Source organism: Pontibacter kalidii (genome assembly GCF_026278245.1).
GTDB lineage: Bacteria > Bacteroidota > Bacteroidia > Cytophagales > Hymenobacteraceae > Pontibacter > Pontibacter kalidii.
The window spans coordinates 1,222,406-1,238,435 of the sequence record NZ_CP111079.1 but is presented as its reverse complement, the minus strand read 5'-3'; the positions used below and the strand labels follow the sequence as shown (position 1 = coordinate 1,238,435).

At 52.2% G+C, this 16,030-nt stretch carries 14 protein-coding genes; 7 read left to right on the top strand and 7 right to left on the bottom strand.

Annotated elements, in window-relative coordinates; genetic code table 11:
* The first annotated feature begins 955 nt into the window (after positions 1 to 955).
* Positions 956 to 1,210 carry a hypothetical protein gene (locus tag OH144_RS05240; RefSeq protein WP_266205251.1) on the top strand — a complete coding sequence of 85 codons (255 nt, stop codon included), beginning with the start codon at positions 956 to 958 and terminating at the stop codon, positions 1,208 to 1,210.
* A gap of 91 nt (positions 1,211 to 1,301) precedes the next feature.
* On the opposite strand, the gene OH144_RS05235 is transcribed toward OH144_RS05240, so the two are convergent.
* From OH144_RS05235 to OH144_RS05225, 3 genes are all read right to left on the bottom strand, one after another.
* On the bottom strand, positions 1,302 to 1,742 hold the full coding sequence (locus OH144_RS05235; RefSeq protein WP_266205250.1) for a hypothetical protein: 441 nt from the start codon (positions 1,740 to 1,742) through the stop codon (positions 1,302 to 1,304).
* A 444-nt stretch (positions 1,743 to 2,186) separates the two neighbouring features.
* On the bottom strand, positions 2,187 to 2,618 hold the full coding sequence (locus OH144_RS05230) for a hypothetical protein (RefSeq protein ID WP_266205249.1): 432 nt from the start codon (positions 2,616 to 2,618) through the stop codon (positions 2,187 to 2,189).
* Between the two features lie 93 nt (positions 2,619 to 2,711).
* Positions 2,712 to 6,632: a DUF7149 domain-containing protein gene (locus OH144_RS05225; RefSeq protein WP_266205248.1), complete on the bottom strand. Its 3,921-nt coding sequence runs from the start codon at positions 6,630 to 6,632 to the stop codon at positions 2,712 to 2,714.
* A 375-nt stretch (positions 6,633 to 7,007) separates the two neighbouring features.
* Between OH144_RS05225 and OH144_RS05220 the strand changes: the two genes are divergently transcribed.
* On the top strand, positions 7,008 to 7,391 hold the full coding sequence (locus OH144_RS05220; RefSeq protein ID WP_266205247.1) for an endonuclease domain-containing protein: 384 nt from the start codon (positions 7,008 to 7,010) through the stop codon (positions 7,389 to 7,391).
* 206 nt (positions 7,392 to 7,597) lie between these two features.
* On the opposite strand, the gene OH144_RS05215 is transcribed toward OH144_RS05220, so the two are convergent.
* On the bottom strand, positions 7,598 to 7,891 hold the full coding sequence (locus tag OH144_RS05215; RefSeq protein ID WP_266205246.1) for a hypothetical protein: 294 nt from the start codon (positions 7,889 to 7,891) through the stop codon (positions 7,598 to 7,600).
* Positions 7,892 to 8,219: 328 nt separating this feature from the next.
* Positions 8,220 to 8,447: a hypothetical protein gene (locus OH144_RS05210; RefSeq protein WP_266205245.1), complete on the bottom strand. Its 228-nt coding sequence runs from the start codon at positions 8,445 to 8,447 to the stop codon at positions 8,220 to 8,222.
* Positions 8,448 to 9,398: 951 nt separating this feature from the next.
* Between OH144_RS05210 and OH144_RS05205 the strand changes: the two genes are divergently transcribed.
* Complete coding sequence (locus tag OH144_RS05205) at positions 9,399 to 9,899, top strand: metallophosphoesterase family protein (protein WP_266205244.1); 501 nt, start codon at positions 9,399 to 9,401, stop codon at positions 9,897 to 9,899.
* Positions 9,900 to 10,011: 112 nt separating this feature from the next.
* On the opposite strand, the gene OH144_RS05200 is transcribed toward OH144_RS05205, so the two are convergent.
* The gene (locus OH144_RS05200; protein ID WP_266205243.1) at positions 10,012 to 10,203 is read right to left on the bottom strand and encodes a hypothetical protein; all 192 of its coding nucleotides are present in this window, start codon (positions 10,201 to 10,203) and stop codon (positions 10,012 to 10,014) included.
* 78 nt (positions 10,204 to 10,281) lie between these two features.
* On the opposite strand from OH144_RS05200, the gene OH144_RS05195 reads away from it, so the two are divergent.
* From OH144_RS05195 to OH144_RS05185, 3 genes are all read left to right on the top strand, one after another.
* Complete coding sequence (locus OH144_RS05195; protein ID WP_266205242.1) at positions 10,282 to 11,328, top strand: threonine aldolase family protein; 1,047 nt, start codon at positions 10,282 to 10,284, stop codon at positions 11,326 to 11,328.
* A 210-nt stretch (positions 11,329 to 11,538) separates the two neighbouring features.
* Positions 11,539 to 12,186 (top strand): DNA-3-methyladenine glycosylase family protein, encoded by a 648-nt coding sequence (locus OH144_RS05190; RefSeq protein WP_266205241.1) that lies wholly within the window; start codon positions 11,539 to 11,541, stop codon positions 12,184 to 12,186.
* Positions 12,187 to 12,267: 81 nt separating this feature from the next.
* Positions 12,268 to 12,954: a hypothetical protein gene (locus OH144_RS05185; RefSeq protein ID WP_266205240.1), complete on the top strand. Its 687-nt coding sequence runs from the start codon at positions 12,268 to 12,270 to the stop codon at positions 12,952 to 12,954.
* Between the two features lie 446 nt (positions 12,955 to 13,400).
* Here OH144_RS05185 and OH144_RS05180 read toward each other — a convergent pair whose 3' ends face one another.
* Positions 13,401 to 14,483 (bottom strand): DNA topoisomerase IB, encoded by a 1,083-nt coding sequence (locus OH144_RS05180; RefSeq protein ID WP_266205239.1) that lies wholly within the window; start codon positions 14,481 to 14,483, stop codon positions 13,401 to 13,403.
* A 1,097-nt stretch (positions 14,484 to 15,580) separates the two neighbouring features.
* Between OH144_RS05180 and OH144_RS05175 the strand changes: the two genes are divergently transcribed.
* Positions 15,581 to 15,985 (top strand): hypothetical protein, encoded by a 405-nt coding sequence (locus OH144_RS05175; RefSeq protein ID WP_266205238.1) that lies wholly within the window; start codon positions 15,581 to 15,583, stop codon positions 15,983 to 15,985.
* Positions 15,986 to 16,030 lie beyond the last annotated feature (45 nt).

Below are 16,030 nucleotides of genomic sequence, written 5' to 3'. Positions count from 1 at the left end.
CAGGGTATAGCAATACGCTATATAAACAAAGTAATCCTCTTTCCGCCAAAAAAAGCAGCGGGGGTACGATTTATACTTGCTTTGGGGCTTGTCGGGAGATTGGGTACAGTGTTCAACCACTCCTACCCTACCCCTCAGAGCTGCGCTCGCTAGCTTCTAACCTGCGTTCTAAATACTTCGTTGCGTGCGCAGCTGCTGCGAGTAGAAGATCCTGAACACTTTCGGGGCTTCTGGCTGCAGCACTGGTTCCAACCACCCCTGCCCCTCCTTAGCTTTTTCGAGGGCCCCTACCCCCAGGAGGGGAGCCTATAACTACTGCTGCTGAAGTATAGATTGTATAGCTGCTGTTCTCGCGCGGACAGGTCGCAACCTGTCCCTACAAAGTATAAACCCACCCTTTCATGCTCTTTCGGATTTGCAATCCGGAACAGCAGAACTACAAAGTATAAACCCACCCCTAACCCCTCCGAGGAGGAGAATCACACTTGCCCTACTCCCTGTCATCTCGAGTACTCTTGAGGCGGGAGCCGAAGAGAGCCAGCGTAGCTGTGAGAGATCTATGGGGAATTCTAAAGAGATCTCTCCCAAAGGTCGAGATGACAGCAAGGGCAGCGGCTATCGAACCTGATCCCAGTCCTTGGGTTGAGCGCCTTGTGAGATCCGGTGCCGCGCATGCGGCAGCGCCCTGGCGCAGGAGGGAACACCGCGCGATGCCCGAGGACGAGGCCTCCCGGCCATGAGGGAGCCAAAGCCAGAAATGAAGCGAGTAGGTTGTAAAGCCGTGGAGGAACAGCAGCTAGCAAGGATAGCTTGGTTCCAGTTACCTCCTGTTTATACTTGTAAGCATTTATATTAACATATGATAATCAATTTGATATAGAGAGGATTATTGTTGGTTTAGTGCCCGAAAAAAGGTACCTTGTAATTAACTGGTTTTATAAAATTTTAAAGAAGTATGGACAACAAGAAAAGAGCTGTGGAAGAGGTCTTAGGCTTGAAGATGAGCTCTGTAAAGGCTAATAAATACTTTATGAACATGTACAGGTACCTGCTCCTGACCGACACGCAGAGCCTGATGGAAACACTGGACTACAGGCGAACGCTGAAATCGCCCAACAAATCGGTAGAGGGGTATAATGTGTTTAAGTTTATGCTGCGGCTGTTCCAGAACAAAAAGCCGGGCAAGCTGCGAACCCTTTTTCCGGCGTAGGCCCGACAGCAGCAACGCATGGGGTTTGTTGCGGCCTGCCCCTACACAGCTGCCCCTACTCTGGCCAGCCGTTAAAGCATAGCCAAGCCACTTAGCAAAAGCCTTCCGGGAAAAGCCAGCTCAGCGCATCTTCCTCCAGCATAAAATCGCGAGTAACACAGGGAGGCAGGCCATCGGAGGATGACCCGTTCAGGGTATCAATAGAAAGTTGCTGCAGTAGCTCGGGGGCCATAATGTTGGCTATACGCGTTAGCTTGCTGCACTTAAGCTGCTCCTTGGCATGGTTGGCTATCCATAGCTGGTCTGCCAGCAGGGGGATGCTAAGGCGGCTGAAATCGGCAACGGCAACCTCCACCCCATGCTCAATTACGAGAGCGCAGTTTTTTATAAAAACGGAACGCAGCTCCTCGCTCGATATGACGCCCTGCCACTCCACATACAGAAATTTCATCTCCGGGTAAAGGCGCACTGTAACGTGCGGCTCCTTTTGTACAACCGTGAACAAGTGTTTCTGCAGCTTAGCGAGTGGCATATGTCAGCATTATATATACTTTTATTGTACGAATTTCACATTATTTATGACTTACCCAATGACACAATTGCACAACTTTAGCGTAAATTTTACGCAAACAGCTGTTTTTCTGCTCTTTATGCGCAATAATTACAAGTATGCATTCTAATGATCCTACTGCTTTGCCTGTCTGCCGGATTTTTTAGCAGGCTGGAAGTATAAAGACGGGTGGCGAAGTATAAAGTCGGATTACAAATCCTTGTAGTAAGTGCTTCCGGATTGCAGATCCGGAAGCGCGAGTGCGGGCGAGTGTTGTGGCTGGGTCCGGGGGCAAGGCCGTTTAAATTAGAACTTACCGGCCCTGCCTTCCCCGAGGGCGATTTTTATACTTGCCTGGCCCGTTGCTTACGTGGCGGCAGTACCGCAGCACCGGCTTATTTATACTTCTTCAGCGTCAGCTCGCTCCTACAGGTCTGCTGCAGGTGTGTCGTCGGAGGCTAGAAACGCCCTGGTGCTGTGGTTAAGCTCATGCACCATGAAGTAATAGTACAGGACGGCCTGCTGATGCGGTGCAGGAGGTTCGGCGCCGGACATAATCCTGCTCAGAACTTCCTTGCCTAAACCGGATTGCTTGATGAGGTCGTTACGGGAAAGCCTGAACTCAGCCAGCCTCTCTTTTAGCCAGTCTGTGGTAACGGCTGCGAAATCGGGCTTAAAGGTTAAGGTGGTATAGTGAATCCTGTGCTGTCCGCCCATGAGTGGCGCTAACACCTTTGCTGCTCTGCTTACCAACTGCCGCTGGTTATGCAGAAAGCCATTCTTTAGCTCCTTCTGCCCTACCCTCACGTTAATGATCTCCGGGCCTACCTCCTGTATATCCACCTTTACGCCGGCCACGGCCAGCAGCTAATCGCGGTGTAGCCTGACCTGCTGTTTTACGCCCTCTTCCAGGGGAAGCTTTTCCAGGTTTTGCATGGTTACAGGTTGCGTTTATACCTTGGCTACCATGCCGGGCGCAAGCTCATAGGCCTCGCGGGGCATGCTAAAGCCGGGCTCCACCAGCAGCACTTCCTCGTAGGTAAGGTTATAGAGGCGGTACACCAGCACATCCACCTCCGCCTCCAGCTCCAACGTATCGGCGGCCGGATCGGCTTGTTTTATACTTAAAATCTGCTCGACCAGCTGCGTTATACTTGCTTTCGTTTCTTCGTCAGGTGTGGCGATGGGGAGCTGAGAAACATACTGTGAGAAAAACCTCAAATATCCTCCTCTTACAGATGCTGAGGTTTCTTTATAATAATAAAGTATAAGTTTACTGGCTAAAAGGGCAAGTATAAATTTATCATTGCAATTGAAGAAATAGCAGGTGTTAGCCATATACCAGCCTCCACTCCTATCTATAGTAAAATCACCTTTCAGAGAAATATCAGGATATAAAATTTTAGGCTTCTCAAACTCATCATAGTAAGCACAAGCTCTGAGCTCCCACCAGAATTCTCCTTTATCCCAACGCGCAGCAGCTTTTTCAGCAAAAGGAGCCATAAATTCCGCCACAGAAGTATAACTCTCTTGCAACCACTCCCACGCCTGTTGCTCGTTTATACTTTTTCCGGCTCGCTCTTTCGTGAATCCGGCAGGGAAAAGTATAAGATACTTATCCGACTTCGGCGGCTGGTAGCGCTTCACATCGCGGCCCGCCAGAAACGGTTTGATGATTTCCGCACTTCGCGGATCTTCCAGTATAAGTCGTTCTTTGGTGGCCTCATCAATTACAAAAGCCTCGTTTAAACCAGTAAGAACGCCACGGTAAATTTTTCCATTTACATACTCGCCCAGCGGTGTGCCGGTGTTTTTCAGCTTCTCCAGCAGTTGCTGCGCGGTGCTGTCGGAGAGCGTCCAGCCGGAGTCAGGCAGCAGGTCGGCCTGCACCTCATACTTGTGTTGCAGCACGTATGCCTCCAGCCCCTGCTCATACTTTAGCGTTTTTATATTAGCGGCCTCAAAGGTATAGCCAGCCTCAGGTTCATACTTGGCCACGGCAAGTATAAGCGGGTAGGTAGTGGCTTCCTCAAACACGGGCAAATCACCGAAGTCCAGCAGCTGCTCCAGTCTGTAGTTTTGCAGCCAGTTTCGCAGCGCCTGTCCGTAACCGGCGCGCATCCACTTGTTCGGCAGAATGTAGCTGAACTGCCCGCCCTGGCGCAGCAGCTCTATCCCGCGCTCCACAAAGTATACATACAGGTCGGCGGTGCCTGCGTAGGTGCTGTAGGCCTTCTGCAAGTATAGTTTAAAGCTGCCCAGTTCCTCCTGGCGTATGTACGGCGGGTTGCCCAGCACTACATCGAAGCCTTTATACTTTCCTTCCTCGTCCAGCACCTCCGGAAACTCGAAGCGCCACTCAAAAGCCCCCTCGTATACTTTGTTCGTCTCGATGGCCTGGCGCTCGTCATCCAGCTTTTGCAGTTGCTTCTGCTTTTGCTGCAGCTGCTTCTTGTCTACCTTTTTGGCCCCGAACAGGTCGGGGTTCTGCATCACCGAGATCTGCCCGCGTAGGTCGGCCATTTTCTTGCGCAGCGGGTCGTTGTTGGCCAGCGTGGTCTTAAAGCCCTGCTTAATCTCCTCCAGGAACGCCTCCAGTTGCTTTTTATCGGCCTTGGAGTTGGTGTGTTTATACTTTAAAACGGCCTCGCGGTAAGCCTGCAAACTATGGCCCTTCTTGCCAAAGGCCTCTTTCAGGTCGGCCGTGAGCGGGTAGCGGCTCAGCAGCGAGTTGCCTTGCTTTATGTTGATGTCGATGTTGGGCAGTGTCTGCAGCTGGGTATACTTGCCCGAGCCTGGCTCTCCGTTTATACTTTCGGGGGCGGTGTAGTAGGCGTTCTTGAGCAGCTCTATCCAGAGGCGCAGGCGGCAGATCTTGACCGAGTTCGGGTTAATATCCACCCCGAAAAGGCAGTTTTCAATAATCGTCTGCTTCTCATGGAAAAGAGCCTCCTGCAGCTCCTGCACCTGCGGGTTTATACTTCGGTGGCCGTCGGGGTGCTCGGTTACGGTATAGCTGAAGGGTTCGCCATGGAGGTCGGTCACGATCAGCTCATCGTTCTGTACTTCTATACTTCCGTAGTGCAGCGGCTTGCCCTGGCGGTTCGTCAAAATCCGGAGGTCATGCTTTAGCACGATCAGCTCGTTTAGCGCACTCACCAGGTAATGCCCCGAGCCCACCGCCGGGTCGCAGATGCGCATGCTGTTGAGGAGCTGGTTATACTCCTTTATACTTTCTAAAGTATAGTTCTGGTGGATGCGGAGCTGCAGGGATTCGAATCCTGGTCCGGCCGAGCTGGTGTCGATGTTCCAGCCATACTTCTCCGAAAAGCGCTGCACCACCGCACGGCGTATGGCTTCGCGGCTCATGTACATGGTAATAAAGCCGGGCGTGTAGAAGGAGCCGTCGCGGTAGCCGTTTATCTTCTCAAAGATCAGCCCCAGCACCGAAGCCGTGATCAGCGTCTTGTTTTCCTCCTGTATCTCCTCCTTGCCCTCGGCCCCGAAGTCGTAGCTGCCCAAAAAGCGCAGCAGGTACTCCAGCGTGTGCAGTTCCGGGTGCTTGTTTATAAAGTCTTTGCCCTGTGTGCGGCGGAAAACGGTTTGCGGGTAGAGCGGCAGCAGGCTGCGGTCTTTCAGGTTAGAGATGCGCAGCGTGCGTTTCTCCAGCGCCGTGGTCTCGAACAGCGAAGAGTTGAGGTACGGGATGTGGTTATACTTGCTCTTCACGCTGGCGCTGCGCTTTTCGGGTCGCTCGGCCAGCACATCGAAGAACAGCTCGTTCAGGTCGTCGAACTCGCGCAGGTTCACGGTGCTCATAAAGCCATACTTCTTGTCGCCGTGGTGGTAGCTGATGAGCTGCGCCTCCAGCAGTTTGAGGAACAGGATGCGGTTCATCCAGGTGATGCACAGCTCCAGGGCCACGTTAAACAGCTGCTCCTCGCGGGTGCTGCCGTAGCTGTAGGGGTTATCGAGGCCCGATATCAGGTCTTCGGAGCGCAGTTTCTGGTAAGCGGCCTCCAGCAGCGAGCCGGGGTTAGGTTTAGCTTTCCGCTGGATCAGTTTGCGACCTCCCTCCTTCACTTCCTCCAGCCCGATGATGTGCAGCAGCTCCAGGTAAAAATCGCGATCCAGGGAGTTGGCGTCGTTAGCGAAGGGCTCTTTAAGCAAATGCGCCGGCGAGAGCAGCTTGTAGAGCTGTACCAGCTTCACATCGTCTTTCGGGTTCTGGTTGCGCAGCGGCTTCTCGTATTCCTTCAGGTTAAAATAAGTATAACTGATATTTTCCTGCAGGCTGGCAATGTAGGGCGCGGCAATCTCTTTATAGAAAAAATCGGTGCTGCCGCTGGCCTTGCGCCCGGCGCTCCAGTCGGCAAAGTCTTTCTTCAGCTGCGTGTTCCGAAAGAACAGCCTATCAAACTCAAAAGCATCAAACACAAACCACTCGTGCACGCTGGTTACGATGAGGTGGCGCATGTCGTGGTTGTGGTGCTCCAGGCGCTCGCGCAGGTAGTAGAGCAGCAGCTCGTGGGTGGCTTTGTAGTTGAGGTTGTCGGTGGTGGGCATGTCGGCCTTGTTGGTGGGCCGCTTCACCTCCAGCAGCACCCCGGCATTGCTCTTGGTATTGTTTCCGGTATGGATCACCAGGTCGGTCTTGCCCTTGGTGTTCACCCCATACTTATCATAAAAAGTCAACCGCAGAAAATCACGCAGGTGGTTCTTGGCGTGTTCCTCCGTCTCGTGCAGGTTTATGTTATCCAGCAACGCCGTCAGCGCCAGCTTAAATTGCTCTATCTCGGTTCTGCTTGTTTTCAGTCGCAGGTAAGCCTTGTTCAGCGCCTGCTTCGGGCGTAGGGTGTTGTGCTGCAGCATGTGTCGGGGGGCCTTTGTTTTCTACAGCAAGATAGGGAAAGTTTGGGAGTTAGAGAGTTGGAGAGTTTAGGAGTTAGAGAGTTTAGGAGTTGGGGAGTTAGAAAGGTGTTGCAGTGCGGGGTCCAACCACCCCTGCCCCTCCCCCGAAACAAGTCCGGGATCTAAGACTTGTCTAAGGAGGGGAATTACTTTATCCGGTGGGCGAAGTTGATCACACGGCTGGAATTCCTTCAGCCAGTCTGCTTTCAGCTGTATTTTGGAGATGCCTGCATTTTATAATACTGTAGCACGTTACAGCACGAAATCTCACTATGTCCGGAACAATTCCCCTCCTCGGAGGGGTTAGGGGTGGGTCAATCGTTCCCCGATAACAGCATGAAGCGCAAAGTCATACCGTATAAGCCTTACCTAAAGGAGCTGGCAAGGCAGCTGCGGCAGAACAGTACCCTTTCAGAAGTGCTTCTCTGGGATGAGCTAAAAAACAAACAGTTGCTCGGCCTCGACTTCGACAGGCAAAAACCTCTGGGAAACTACATCGTCGATTTTTACTGCAAAGACTTGATGCTGGCCATAGAGATAGATGGCGACAGCCATGACTATAGTCTGGAAGAGGATGCTGCCCGGCAGCGGGAATTGGAACAGCTCGGGGTAAGGTTTCTGCGGTTTGATGATGCAGAGGTGAAAAGGGCCATACCCAACGTGCTTCGGGAGATTAAGTCATGGGTGGAAAAGTATGGGAGGTGTAATACCCACCCCTAACCCCTCCAGGGAGGGGAACTATACCTGCAGATATGCTTCCCTCCTTAGATTAGCGAGAACGCGGGTTCGAAGCTTACGAGCGTAGCTCTGAGGGGCAGGGGTGGTTGGAACCGGTTATATTGGAAACACTTGCACTACAACCAGAAATAAAGGAGCGATTCAGGCTTTTACCTGAATAGCTCCTTATCTGAACGGTGGGCAGAAGCCTAGTACTCGCTTCTTCTCTTGGCACGTTCCTCCAGCGCCTTTAGTTCGTGTTCAGCGGCTTTCAGCCTGTTTTTGGCTGCTTTTTCGCGCTGCTCCGCTTCCTCTGAAAGACGCTCTGCCTCTTTCACTTCCCGCTCCAATCGCTCTACTTCCCGTTCCTGATGGGCTACTTCGGGATCGTTGGACACGCTGCCACTGCCGGAAAAGGTAGAGCAACCTATCATAAGCGGGAAGAGCAGAACCAGGGTAGCAGAAATGATTGCCTTGTATGGTGTATGGGTATTAATGCGCATGTTGAAGTTAAATTAGTCCTGTTTACACTTACGGCACTGTTACTCAGGCGGTTTTGCTACGGACTTATGTTACCTTCAAGCATGCTTCCTGTTCCGGAACCCTTTTACCATAAACTGCACCCTGCCGTGTCGGTACCAAGCCCTTCCCTCCTCGTGACTATAGGATGGCTTGAGCAGGACTCCTACAGCACTACAGCCTAAACAAGGCATGGGCATGAATCCAGGACCACTAAATCACTTCCATTCTATTAAAATTACGAACTCTGCCGGACGAAGAATTGGGAATGGTGTTGTGTATTGTTGCCGGTAACACCAGCAACGACTGGCTTTACATCGCGTCTAGCTCTTCCTGGAGCCTATCTTTAGCTGCGCGCTTTAACTCACCTTCTACGTTCAGGGTATCTATTTTTGATTTAGTTGAATCAAAATCAAATCCTGTTTGATTTTTGAATTCTTCTTTTGCGATGTCTTTGGCCACATCCGTCAATCTTCCCTGGGCTTGTTCGCAAGATGTAAAAAATGCAAGTCCGATCAATGCTAGAAATAGCTTCTTCATATTTATAGTAAGATTCTAAGTTGTACTAGATTTAAATCCGTTCATTAAGTTGATCTATTCTCCAAAGGGCTGAAAACCTTCTTTTTCAAGAAATTAGCTCTTGTACAAAGATAGCCTTTTTTGCCACCCTTCAAGTTGCGATAAGGTAGTTTATACTTTGGCTATACTTTCCTACCGATGTTTCCTTCCACTGGAACCAGGCTATTGTTGTTAGCTGCTGCTGATCCATGGCTTTACAACCTGCTCGTTTCATTTCTGGCTTTGGCTCCCTCAAGCCCGAGAGGGCTCGTCCTGGGGGTAGGGGCCCTCGATAAGGGCATCGCGCTGGGAGCTTTTCCTGCCCTCGTGCCTCGGGCTGCCTCGCTCTCGCTCTGCACCGGAAAAACTCGCATAGGCGCTCAACGGAAAGACTGGGATCAGAATCGATAGTCGCTGCTTTAGCGATGCCGCAAGTTCAAGTGATATTATACTTTACCTCTTTTGTCCTTTGTCACATAGTCTTTCGTCTAAAGCTCCCACTAGATCCCTCCTCTCGTCGGAATGACCGGAAAAGGAGCAAGTATAATTCCCCTCCTCGGAGGGGCTAGGGGTGGGCTTATACTTTGTAGGGACAGGTCGCGACCTGTCCGCGCTATACCAGCGACTACGAAATTTATACTTCAGCAGGAGTAATTATAAGCTCCCCTCCTGGGGGTAGGGGCCTTCGAAAAAGCTTAGGAGGGGCAGGGGTGGTTAGACCAGGTATCGCAAATGTCACTCCCTTTAATCGCAAGGAGCAGGAATAGCGCGGAAGTCACTCCCGTGGCAAAGTATAAGCGCAAATCTCCGGATTCGCCTTACTGGAGCAACCATCGCCGCCCGTCCGGAGAAAAATCAGTAACTTGTGGCACCTAAGAAAGGTAAAACTCTCTAATTCTCTAACTCCCAAACCCTCTAACTCCCGAAACTCCCATGCTCAAAATCGGCCTCCTCTCCGACACCCACTCCTACCTCGACGACCAAATCCTACGCCTGCTCTCTGACTGCGACGAGATCTGGCATGCCGGCGATTTTGGAAGTATAGAGGTATCAGACAGGCTGCAAGAGCTGGCGCCGCTGCGGGGTGTGTACGGCAACATCGATGATGCAAGTATCCGGCAGGTGCACCCCAAAGTGAACCGTTTTGTGGCCGAAGGGCTGGACGTGATGATGACACACATCGGCGGTTACCCCGGCAAGTATCACCCCGACGTGCGCCAAAGTATAAAACAGGACCCGCCACAGCTCTACATCACCGGCCACTCGCATATCCTTAAAATAATGACGGATAAAAGCCTGCACAACCTGCTGCACATTAACCCGGGCGCGGCGGGCAGGCATGGCTTCCACAAAGTCCGGACGATGGTAAAGTTCAGTATAAACGAGGGCAAGGTGCAGGACCTGCAGGTGGTGGAACTGGGCAAGCGGGCATAAAAAAAGTGTGCCTGCACGAGCAAACACACTTGAAATCTTGTTTCGTAAGCCGCCGCCATTCGCTTACAACAGCAGCGGCAGCAGATGGACTTACTTTCGCGGAAAATAAGGATTACTCAGCGGCAGCTTCTTCTTTCTGCTCAGCAGGCTTGTTTTTAGGAGCCTCTCCAAATTGTGCTCTCAGCTCGTCCATGTCAACATTCTTGATAACAGGCGTCAGCAGAAGCTGCTTAATCTTAGCTACTTTGTTGTTTGCTCTAGCCTTATTTTTGCGATCTTTTCTTTTTAATCTAGTAACTCCCATCGTTGCAATGATTTTAATTTGAAGGGCAAAAGTAAGTTATTATTTTTACAAAGTAAAATTTTTTCCCAAAGCATATTCATGACACAGAAGATAGATCTCCGCTCCGATACCGTAACCAAACCAACGCCTGACATGCTGCAGGCCATGTTTGCCGCCTCCGTTGGCGACGATGTGTACGGCGAGGACCCCACGGTGAACGCCCTGGAGGAAAAAGCTGCCGCTATGTTTGGTATGGAGGCCGGCCTCTTCTGCCCTTCAGGCACCATGACGAACCAGATCGCCATTAAGGTGCACACGGCCCCCCTTACTGAGGTTATCTGCGACATCACCGCCCACATTCACCAATACGAGGGCGGCGGCATTGCCTTTAACTCGGCCGCCTCCACAGCGCTGGTGCACGGCGAGCGCGGTAAGATGACGCCCCAGCAAGTAGAGGCCCATATCCGTCCGCTGGAGAACATCCACTTCCCCGAGTCAAGGCTGGTGGCCCTGGAAAACAGCTGCAACAAGGGTGGTGGCTCGTTTTATACGTTAGAGGAGATCGCTGCCATCTCGGAAGTATGCAAGCGCCACCACCTGGCCCTGCACCTGGACGGCGCCCGCGTGTTCAACGCCCTGGCTGCCTCCGGCGATGCCGCCCAGGACTACGGTCTATACTTCGACAGCATCTCGGTATGCCTCTCCAAGGGCTTGGGCGCCCCGGTTGGCTCGGTGTTGCTCGGCTCCAAAGAATTCATCAGGAGAGCCAGGAGAGTGCGCAAAGTGCTAGGTGGTGGCATGCGGCAGGCCGGTTACCTGGCGGCCGCCTGTATCTACGCCCTGGATAACCACGTGGCGCGCCTGCAGGAAGACCACCGCAGAGCAAAGGAACTGGAGCAGGCGCTGCTGCAGGCCAGCTATGTGGAGAGCGTGATGCCGGTAGAAACAAACATCGTGATCTTTAAGCTGAACGAAAGTATAACTGACGCTGCCTTCGTACAGGCGCTGGCCTCCCAGAACATACTGGCCTCCAGCTTCGGCCCGCAAATGATCCGCTTCGTTACCCACCTGGATATTACAGAGCAGATGCACCAGCACCTGTTGCAGGTACTGCAGGCGCTAAGCCAGGAGCAGGTGCGGGTGTAGGCTTCAGAAACTGCACACTGTAGGGACAGGTCGTGACCTGTCCGAGCGACCAGCTTTTCGACGCAACATGTATAGACCACAGCCCTTGCTCGTTGCTATTCCCGTTCATCCTAAAATTCTGTAGCTCCTGATTCAGAATATTTGGTTGGGGGAACGATTCGGCCAGGTCGCGACCTGTCCCTACAAAATGATTTTTAACTCCTTTATCCTTTGTCAAACAGCCTTTTATCTATAAAAATGGCCTCCTACCCCACTCCCGAGATAATGGCAGCCTTCGCCTCAGACCCTATCATCTGTGGTATCATCCAACGCGGGCAACCGCTCAAGTCTTCCCGTTCAGAAGATGTATACTTTAAGCTGCTCAGCTCCATCGTGTCGCAGCAGCTGAGTACGAAAGTGGCGGCGGTTATTTTCAGGCGTTTCAGGGAGCTGTTCCCGGAGGAGTACCCGTACCCGGAGCTGGTGCTGGCCGCCCCGGACGAACAGCTGCGTGGGGCGGGGCTATCGTTTCAGAAGATCGGGTATGTGCGCAATGTGGCCGCCTTTGCCGCGGCCGGTAACCTGCAACATGCCACCATCGATGCCATGGAAGACGAGGAACTGATCAAGCACCTGACACAGATAAAAGGCGTAGGCCGCTGGACGGTGGAGATGCTGCTGATGTTTGCCTTGGAGCGCCCCAACATTTTCCCCGTGGACGACCTCGGGATACAGAACGCCATGAAGCGCCATTACGGCCTGGATGCTTCTGGCAAGGCACTGCGCCTGCAGATGCAGCAGATCGCTGAGAACTGGCGCCCCTACCGCACCATCGCCAGCAAATACCTCTGGCAGTCGCTGGACAATATGCCGAAGTAAGAGGTAGTTATAAGCTGACAGGCTACTGGTTACGTGTAGATATTTCTTCTATCTTGTAGCAACTATATACCTGCTGATCCTATGCTGCATCGCGCACGACAACTGACTACACTTGCTGGAAGCTTCCTGCTGCTCGCCTTTTTCACCAGCTGCGAGAACGAAGACAGCGACACGAAATTTACCGGTAGAGTGATCGACCCAGACACCAACCAGGCTTTTGCAGACACCAGGGTAGACCTCTTCTTAAGCGATGGACTGCCTGATACTTATACTTTTTTTACCCCAGTAGTTTCCTCCTCCACCACAAACAGCCAGGGAGAATACGAGTTTATCCGTACGCCACAAGCCAGGCAAATAGTATACTGGGTGGTTCCGGAGAAAAAAGGCTATGTGGAGGTTAAAAATGGTTTTGGCAAAGAGATAAAGCGCAACCAAACAAACCATATGGATGTGTTCCTGGCCAAAGGCTCCTATCTGGAAGTAAGCGTAACCAACGCGGCCCCCTCCCCTGACAAAAGCCTGACGGTTTCCCTCACCTACGCATTGAATGCAACGACTTCACCTGTCAATGGACAAATGTATGGTAGGGATAGTATGATTTATAACGCTGCCACCACAGCTGATAAATTCGTTCGAGGATTTTATTTCAAGCGCACCTCCAACGTGAAAGTGGAGTGGGAAGTGACAGCAGCCGGAGCCATAGAAACTAAAAGTATAAACGTTCCTCTGGTGGAGTATGACACAGCCCGCTTCGAGATCAGCTACTGATTTATACTTTAAGATCTAGACTGTAAAGGAAAGTAAGTCAAAAACTTACATCTCGGGCTACAGCCAAGCCAGACAAGTATAAAACCTAGACAAGTATAAAATTCAGGTTGTGATTCATGAATGCAGTGGAAGTGTAACCCCTCTCCCTCCCCCTCCCCGGAGCAGGGTCGTTTCATTCTTTCGTTTGCCCTCGCTCGCCTCCGGCGAGTGTGCGAATTGATATGGCCTTTGGCCACTTTAACTATGCCTGTGGCACAAGTGGCGGGACGCCACCAGATAGCTCACACTCGCCGGAGGCGAGCAAGGGCATTTAGGAGCGTAAAAAACACAAATTAATTAGAACTTAACGGCTCCCTACACGGAGGGAAATCATCTACTCTTTTGCGAAATTCCCCTCCGTGGAGGGGCAGGGGTGGGTCAATGGCAACTTAGGTTATAAAGTATAATCAAGCTGCCACCTTCTTTTCCTTCGCCACCCGCTGCAGCATCTTCAGCACCAACTCCTCTGTACCCGACAGGTACTTCGATTTCGGTTTGGTGGCATCATGGCGCCTCAGGTAACTCATCAGCCTGTCTTCCCGGAACAGATTGACCACTTCCGGATGGATGTAGTACTTGCTGCACACGCTGGGGGTATTACCCAGTCCTTTGGCCACATCCTTCACCGCCGCTTTGATGGCTTTTTCCTTGTCCAGGTCGGGCTGCTCGTCCAGCACGTTCTCCAGGCACTCCACCATGCGCACAGTGCCTCCCCAGGTGCGGAAATCCTTGGCCGAAAAGTTGTGGGCAGTGGCCTCCCGCAGGTACTCGTTCACGTCGCCCGACTCCAGCGTCTGCCGCTCTCCGTTCTCATCGAAGTATTGGAACAGGTCGTACCCGGGAATATCCTTGCACCTCTTCACCAGCCGGGCCAGGCGGCCGTCTTTCAGGTCCACCTCCTGCGCCACGCCTTTTTTACCCACAAAAGAGAATTTGATACTGCTGCCGTTAATTTTCACATGCTTGTCGCGAAGGGTGGTAAGGCCATAGGAGGAGTTAGACTTGGCGTAATGCCGGTTCCCGATCCGGATCAGGGCGTTGTCCAGAATGGTAAGCACCAGCGCCGTGACCTTGCGGCGGTCCAACTTACGGGAGTTGATGTCTTCCTGCATGCGCTCGCGCAGCTTAGGCAAGGCATGTCCAAACTCTATCATGCGCCCAAACTTGGTGAGGCTGCGGGCCTGCTGCCACTGCGGGTGGTAAATATACTGCTTGCGCCCCCTTGTGTCGCGGCCCGTAGCCTGCAGGTGCCCTTTGGCAAACTTGCAGATCCATACTTCGGTCCAGGCGGGCGGTATCACCAGCGCCTGCAGCCTTTCCAGCACCTTTTCATCGGTTACCTTCTCCCCCTTCTCGTCCAGAAAATAAAAGCCTTTCCCTGCTTTCTTGCGGGTGTAGCCCGGTTTCTCGTCCGTAGTATAACGCAAGCCAGCCCAGGCAGCAGACTTCCCCGCGTCGGCATATAATTCGTGTATTTCTTTCTTCGTCATCGTAGGAGGCTTCCTCTTCATCCCTGCCTCAGAGGATAATACTTGAGATCAGGGCAAAAGTTGTACGCCAATGTTCTTCTCCTTAGCTCTTCGTCGGGAATAAGCGAGGGAATTTATATGATACCGGTCTCAACTGCCCCTGCCCCGTAACAAGTCCGGGATCTGAGGCTTGGCTAAGGGAGTCTGAAACTGCTTTAGCCAAAGTATAAGTTTTATAGCCGCTGGTGTAGCGCGGACAGGTCGCGACCTGTCCCTACAGGTGTAAACCCACCCCTGCCCCCTCCGAGGAGGGGAATTCTGTAGCACCTGGTCCAACCACCCCTACCCCTCAGAGCTACGCTCGCTACCTTCGAACTCTCGTTCTCGGTAGTCTAAGGAGGGGAGCTCTGTTCCTACTCCGTCAGCTGTGGCTATCGAATCTGACCCCAGTCCTTGGGTGGAGCGCCTTGTGAGATCCGGTGCCCGCTAAGGGCAGCGCCTTGGCGCAGGAGGGAACACAGCGCGATGCCAAAGGACGAGCCCTCTCGGGCTTGAGAGCAACAAAGGTAGAAATGAAACAGTAGGTTTGTAGGGCTGGAGGATTAGCAGTGGTTAGCAAGCAAAGCTTGTATCAAGATGCGGGAGGCAGTGCAAGTAAAGACAGAAGCGGACGCCTGCGCCAGAGAGGCTATAGGAGCAGCAAGTATAAACAGAAGTATAAAAGTATAGCCAAAGATAAAACAACGACTGTTCCGGATTTGTAATCCGCTTTCCTCTCCGTAGCCACTTCGTTTGCTTTTGCGGATTACAAATCCGCTACTATTTAACTTTCGGATTGCAAATCCGAAAGAGCGGAAATGAAGGAAGCAGCGGCTATGGAAGTATAGCCAAAGTTGAAGTATGGCTCTGCAAGCCAGTCGGGTTGCAAACCCGACACCATAAAAGGACACAAGTCTGGACGCTTGCGCCAGGCAGAGCTCTGAAAAATTGCCCATAAGTATAAAGTATAACCAGCGCACGTCCGAAATACTGAAGCAAGACAGGCCAGCAACTACACCTCCCCTTTCCTACTTCCATTTTCTCCTTTATCTTTACACCATACTTATACCTGAGCATCCATGCACAAAAACATATCCTACCTTTACGCCTTCTTCGGGTTCTTTTTGCTGGGCTGCGGCGTGGTAGCCGTAGATTTGGCCGGCGAGCAGGCCAACACGGCGCTGTTTACCGGGGCCGCCGGCGGATTGATAGGACTGACAGCCGGGCATTTCCTGAACCGGGGCAAGCGCTGGGGTTTTATGCTCGGCACAATAGAAGCGGGTCTGCTTACGCTGCTGCTGGGATGGCGGGCTGCTACCTATTTCACCCGCTTGCTGGGCATGGTACAGCAGCCGCAGGGGCCGGATGCTACCGAGACAGCAGGTATGGCTTTTCTGCTCACCACCGCCATGCTGGTAATCTCCCTGCTCACCCTCACGGTTTCAGTAATGTTCGCCAGGCAGGTGTTGAGCGAGACAAAATAGGGGTTCGTCTATATTATTTTAATACCTTCCTTGCTTTTTACTATA

Excerpts from the sequence above, each read along its gene's own strand:
- OH144_RS05215 (WP_266205246.1), bottom strand. The coding sequence starts at position 7,891 with ATGCGCATTAATACCCATACACCATACAAGGCAATCATTTCTGCTACC.
- OH144_RS05220 (WP_266205247.1), top strand. The coding sequence starts at position 7,008 with ATGAAGCGCAAAGTCATACCGTATAAGCCTTACCTAAAGGAGCTGGCA.
- OH144_RS05200 (WP_266205243.1), bottom strand. The coding sequence starts at position 10,203 with ATGGGAGTTACTAGATTAAAAAGAAAAGATCGCAAAAATAAGGCTAGA.
- OH144_RS05175 (WP_266205238.1), top strand. The coding sequence starts at position 15,581 with ATGCACAAAAACATATCCTACCTTTACGCCTTCTTCGGGTTCTTTTTG.
- OH144_RS05195 (WP_266205242.1), top strand. The coding sequence starts at position 10,282 with ATGACACAGAAGATAGATCTCCGCTCCGATACCGTAACCAAACCAACG.
- OH144_RS05225 (WP_266205248.1), bottom strand. The coding sequence starts at position 6,632 with ATGCTGCAGCACAACACCCTACGCCCGAAGCAGGCGCTGAACAAGGCT.
- OH144_RS05240 (WP_266205251.1), top strand. The coding sequence starts at position 956 with ATGGACAACAAGAAAAGAGCTGTGGAAGAGGTCTTAGGCTTGAAGATG.
- OH144_RS05210 (WP_266205245.1), bottom strand. The coding sequence starts at position 8,447 with ATGAAGAAGCTATTTCTAGCATTGATCGGACTTGCATTTTTTACATCT.
- OH144_RS05205 (WP_266205244.1), top strand. The coding sequence starts at position 9,399 with ATGCTCAAAATCGGCCTCCTCTCCGACACCCACTCCTACCTCGACGAC.
- OH144_RS05185 (WP_266205240.1), top strand. The coding sequence starts at position 12,268 with ATGCTGCATCGCGCACGACAACTGACTACACTTGCTGGAAGCTTCCTG.
- OH144_RS05180 (WP_266205239.1), bottom strand. The coding sequence starts at position 14,483 with ATGACGAAGAAAGAAATACACGAATTATATGCCGACGCGGGGAAGTCT.
- OH144_RS05235 (WP_266205250.1), bottom strand. The coding sequence starts at position 1,742 with ATGCCACTCGCTAAGCTGCAGAAACACTTGTTCACGGTTGTACAAAAG.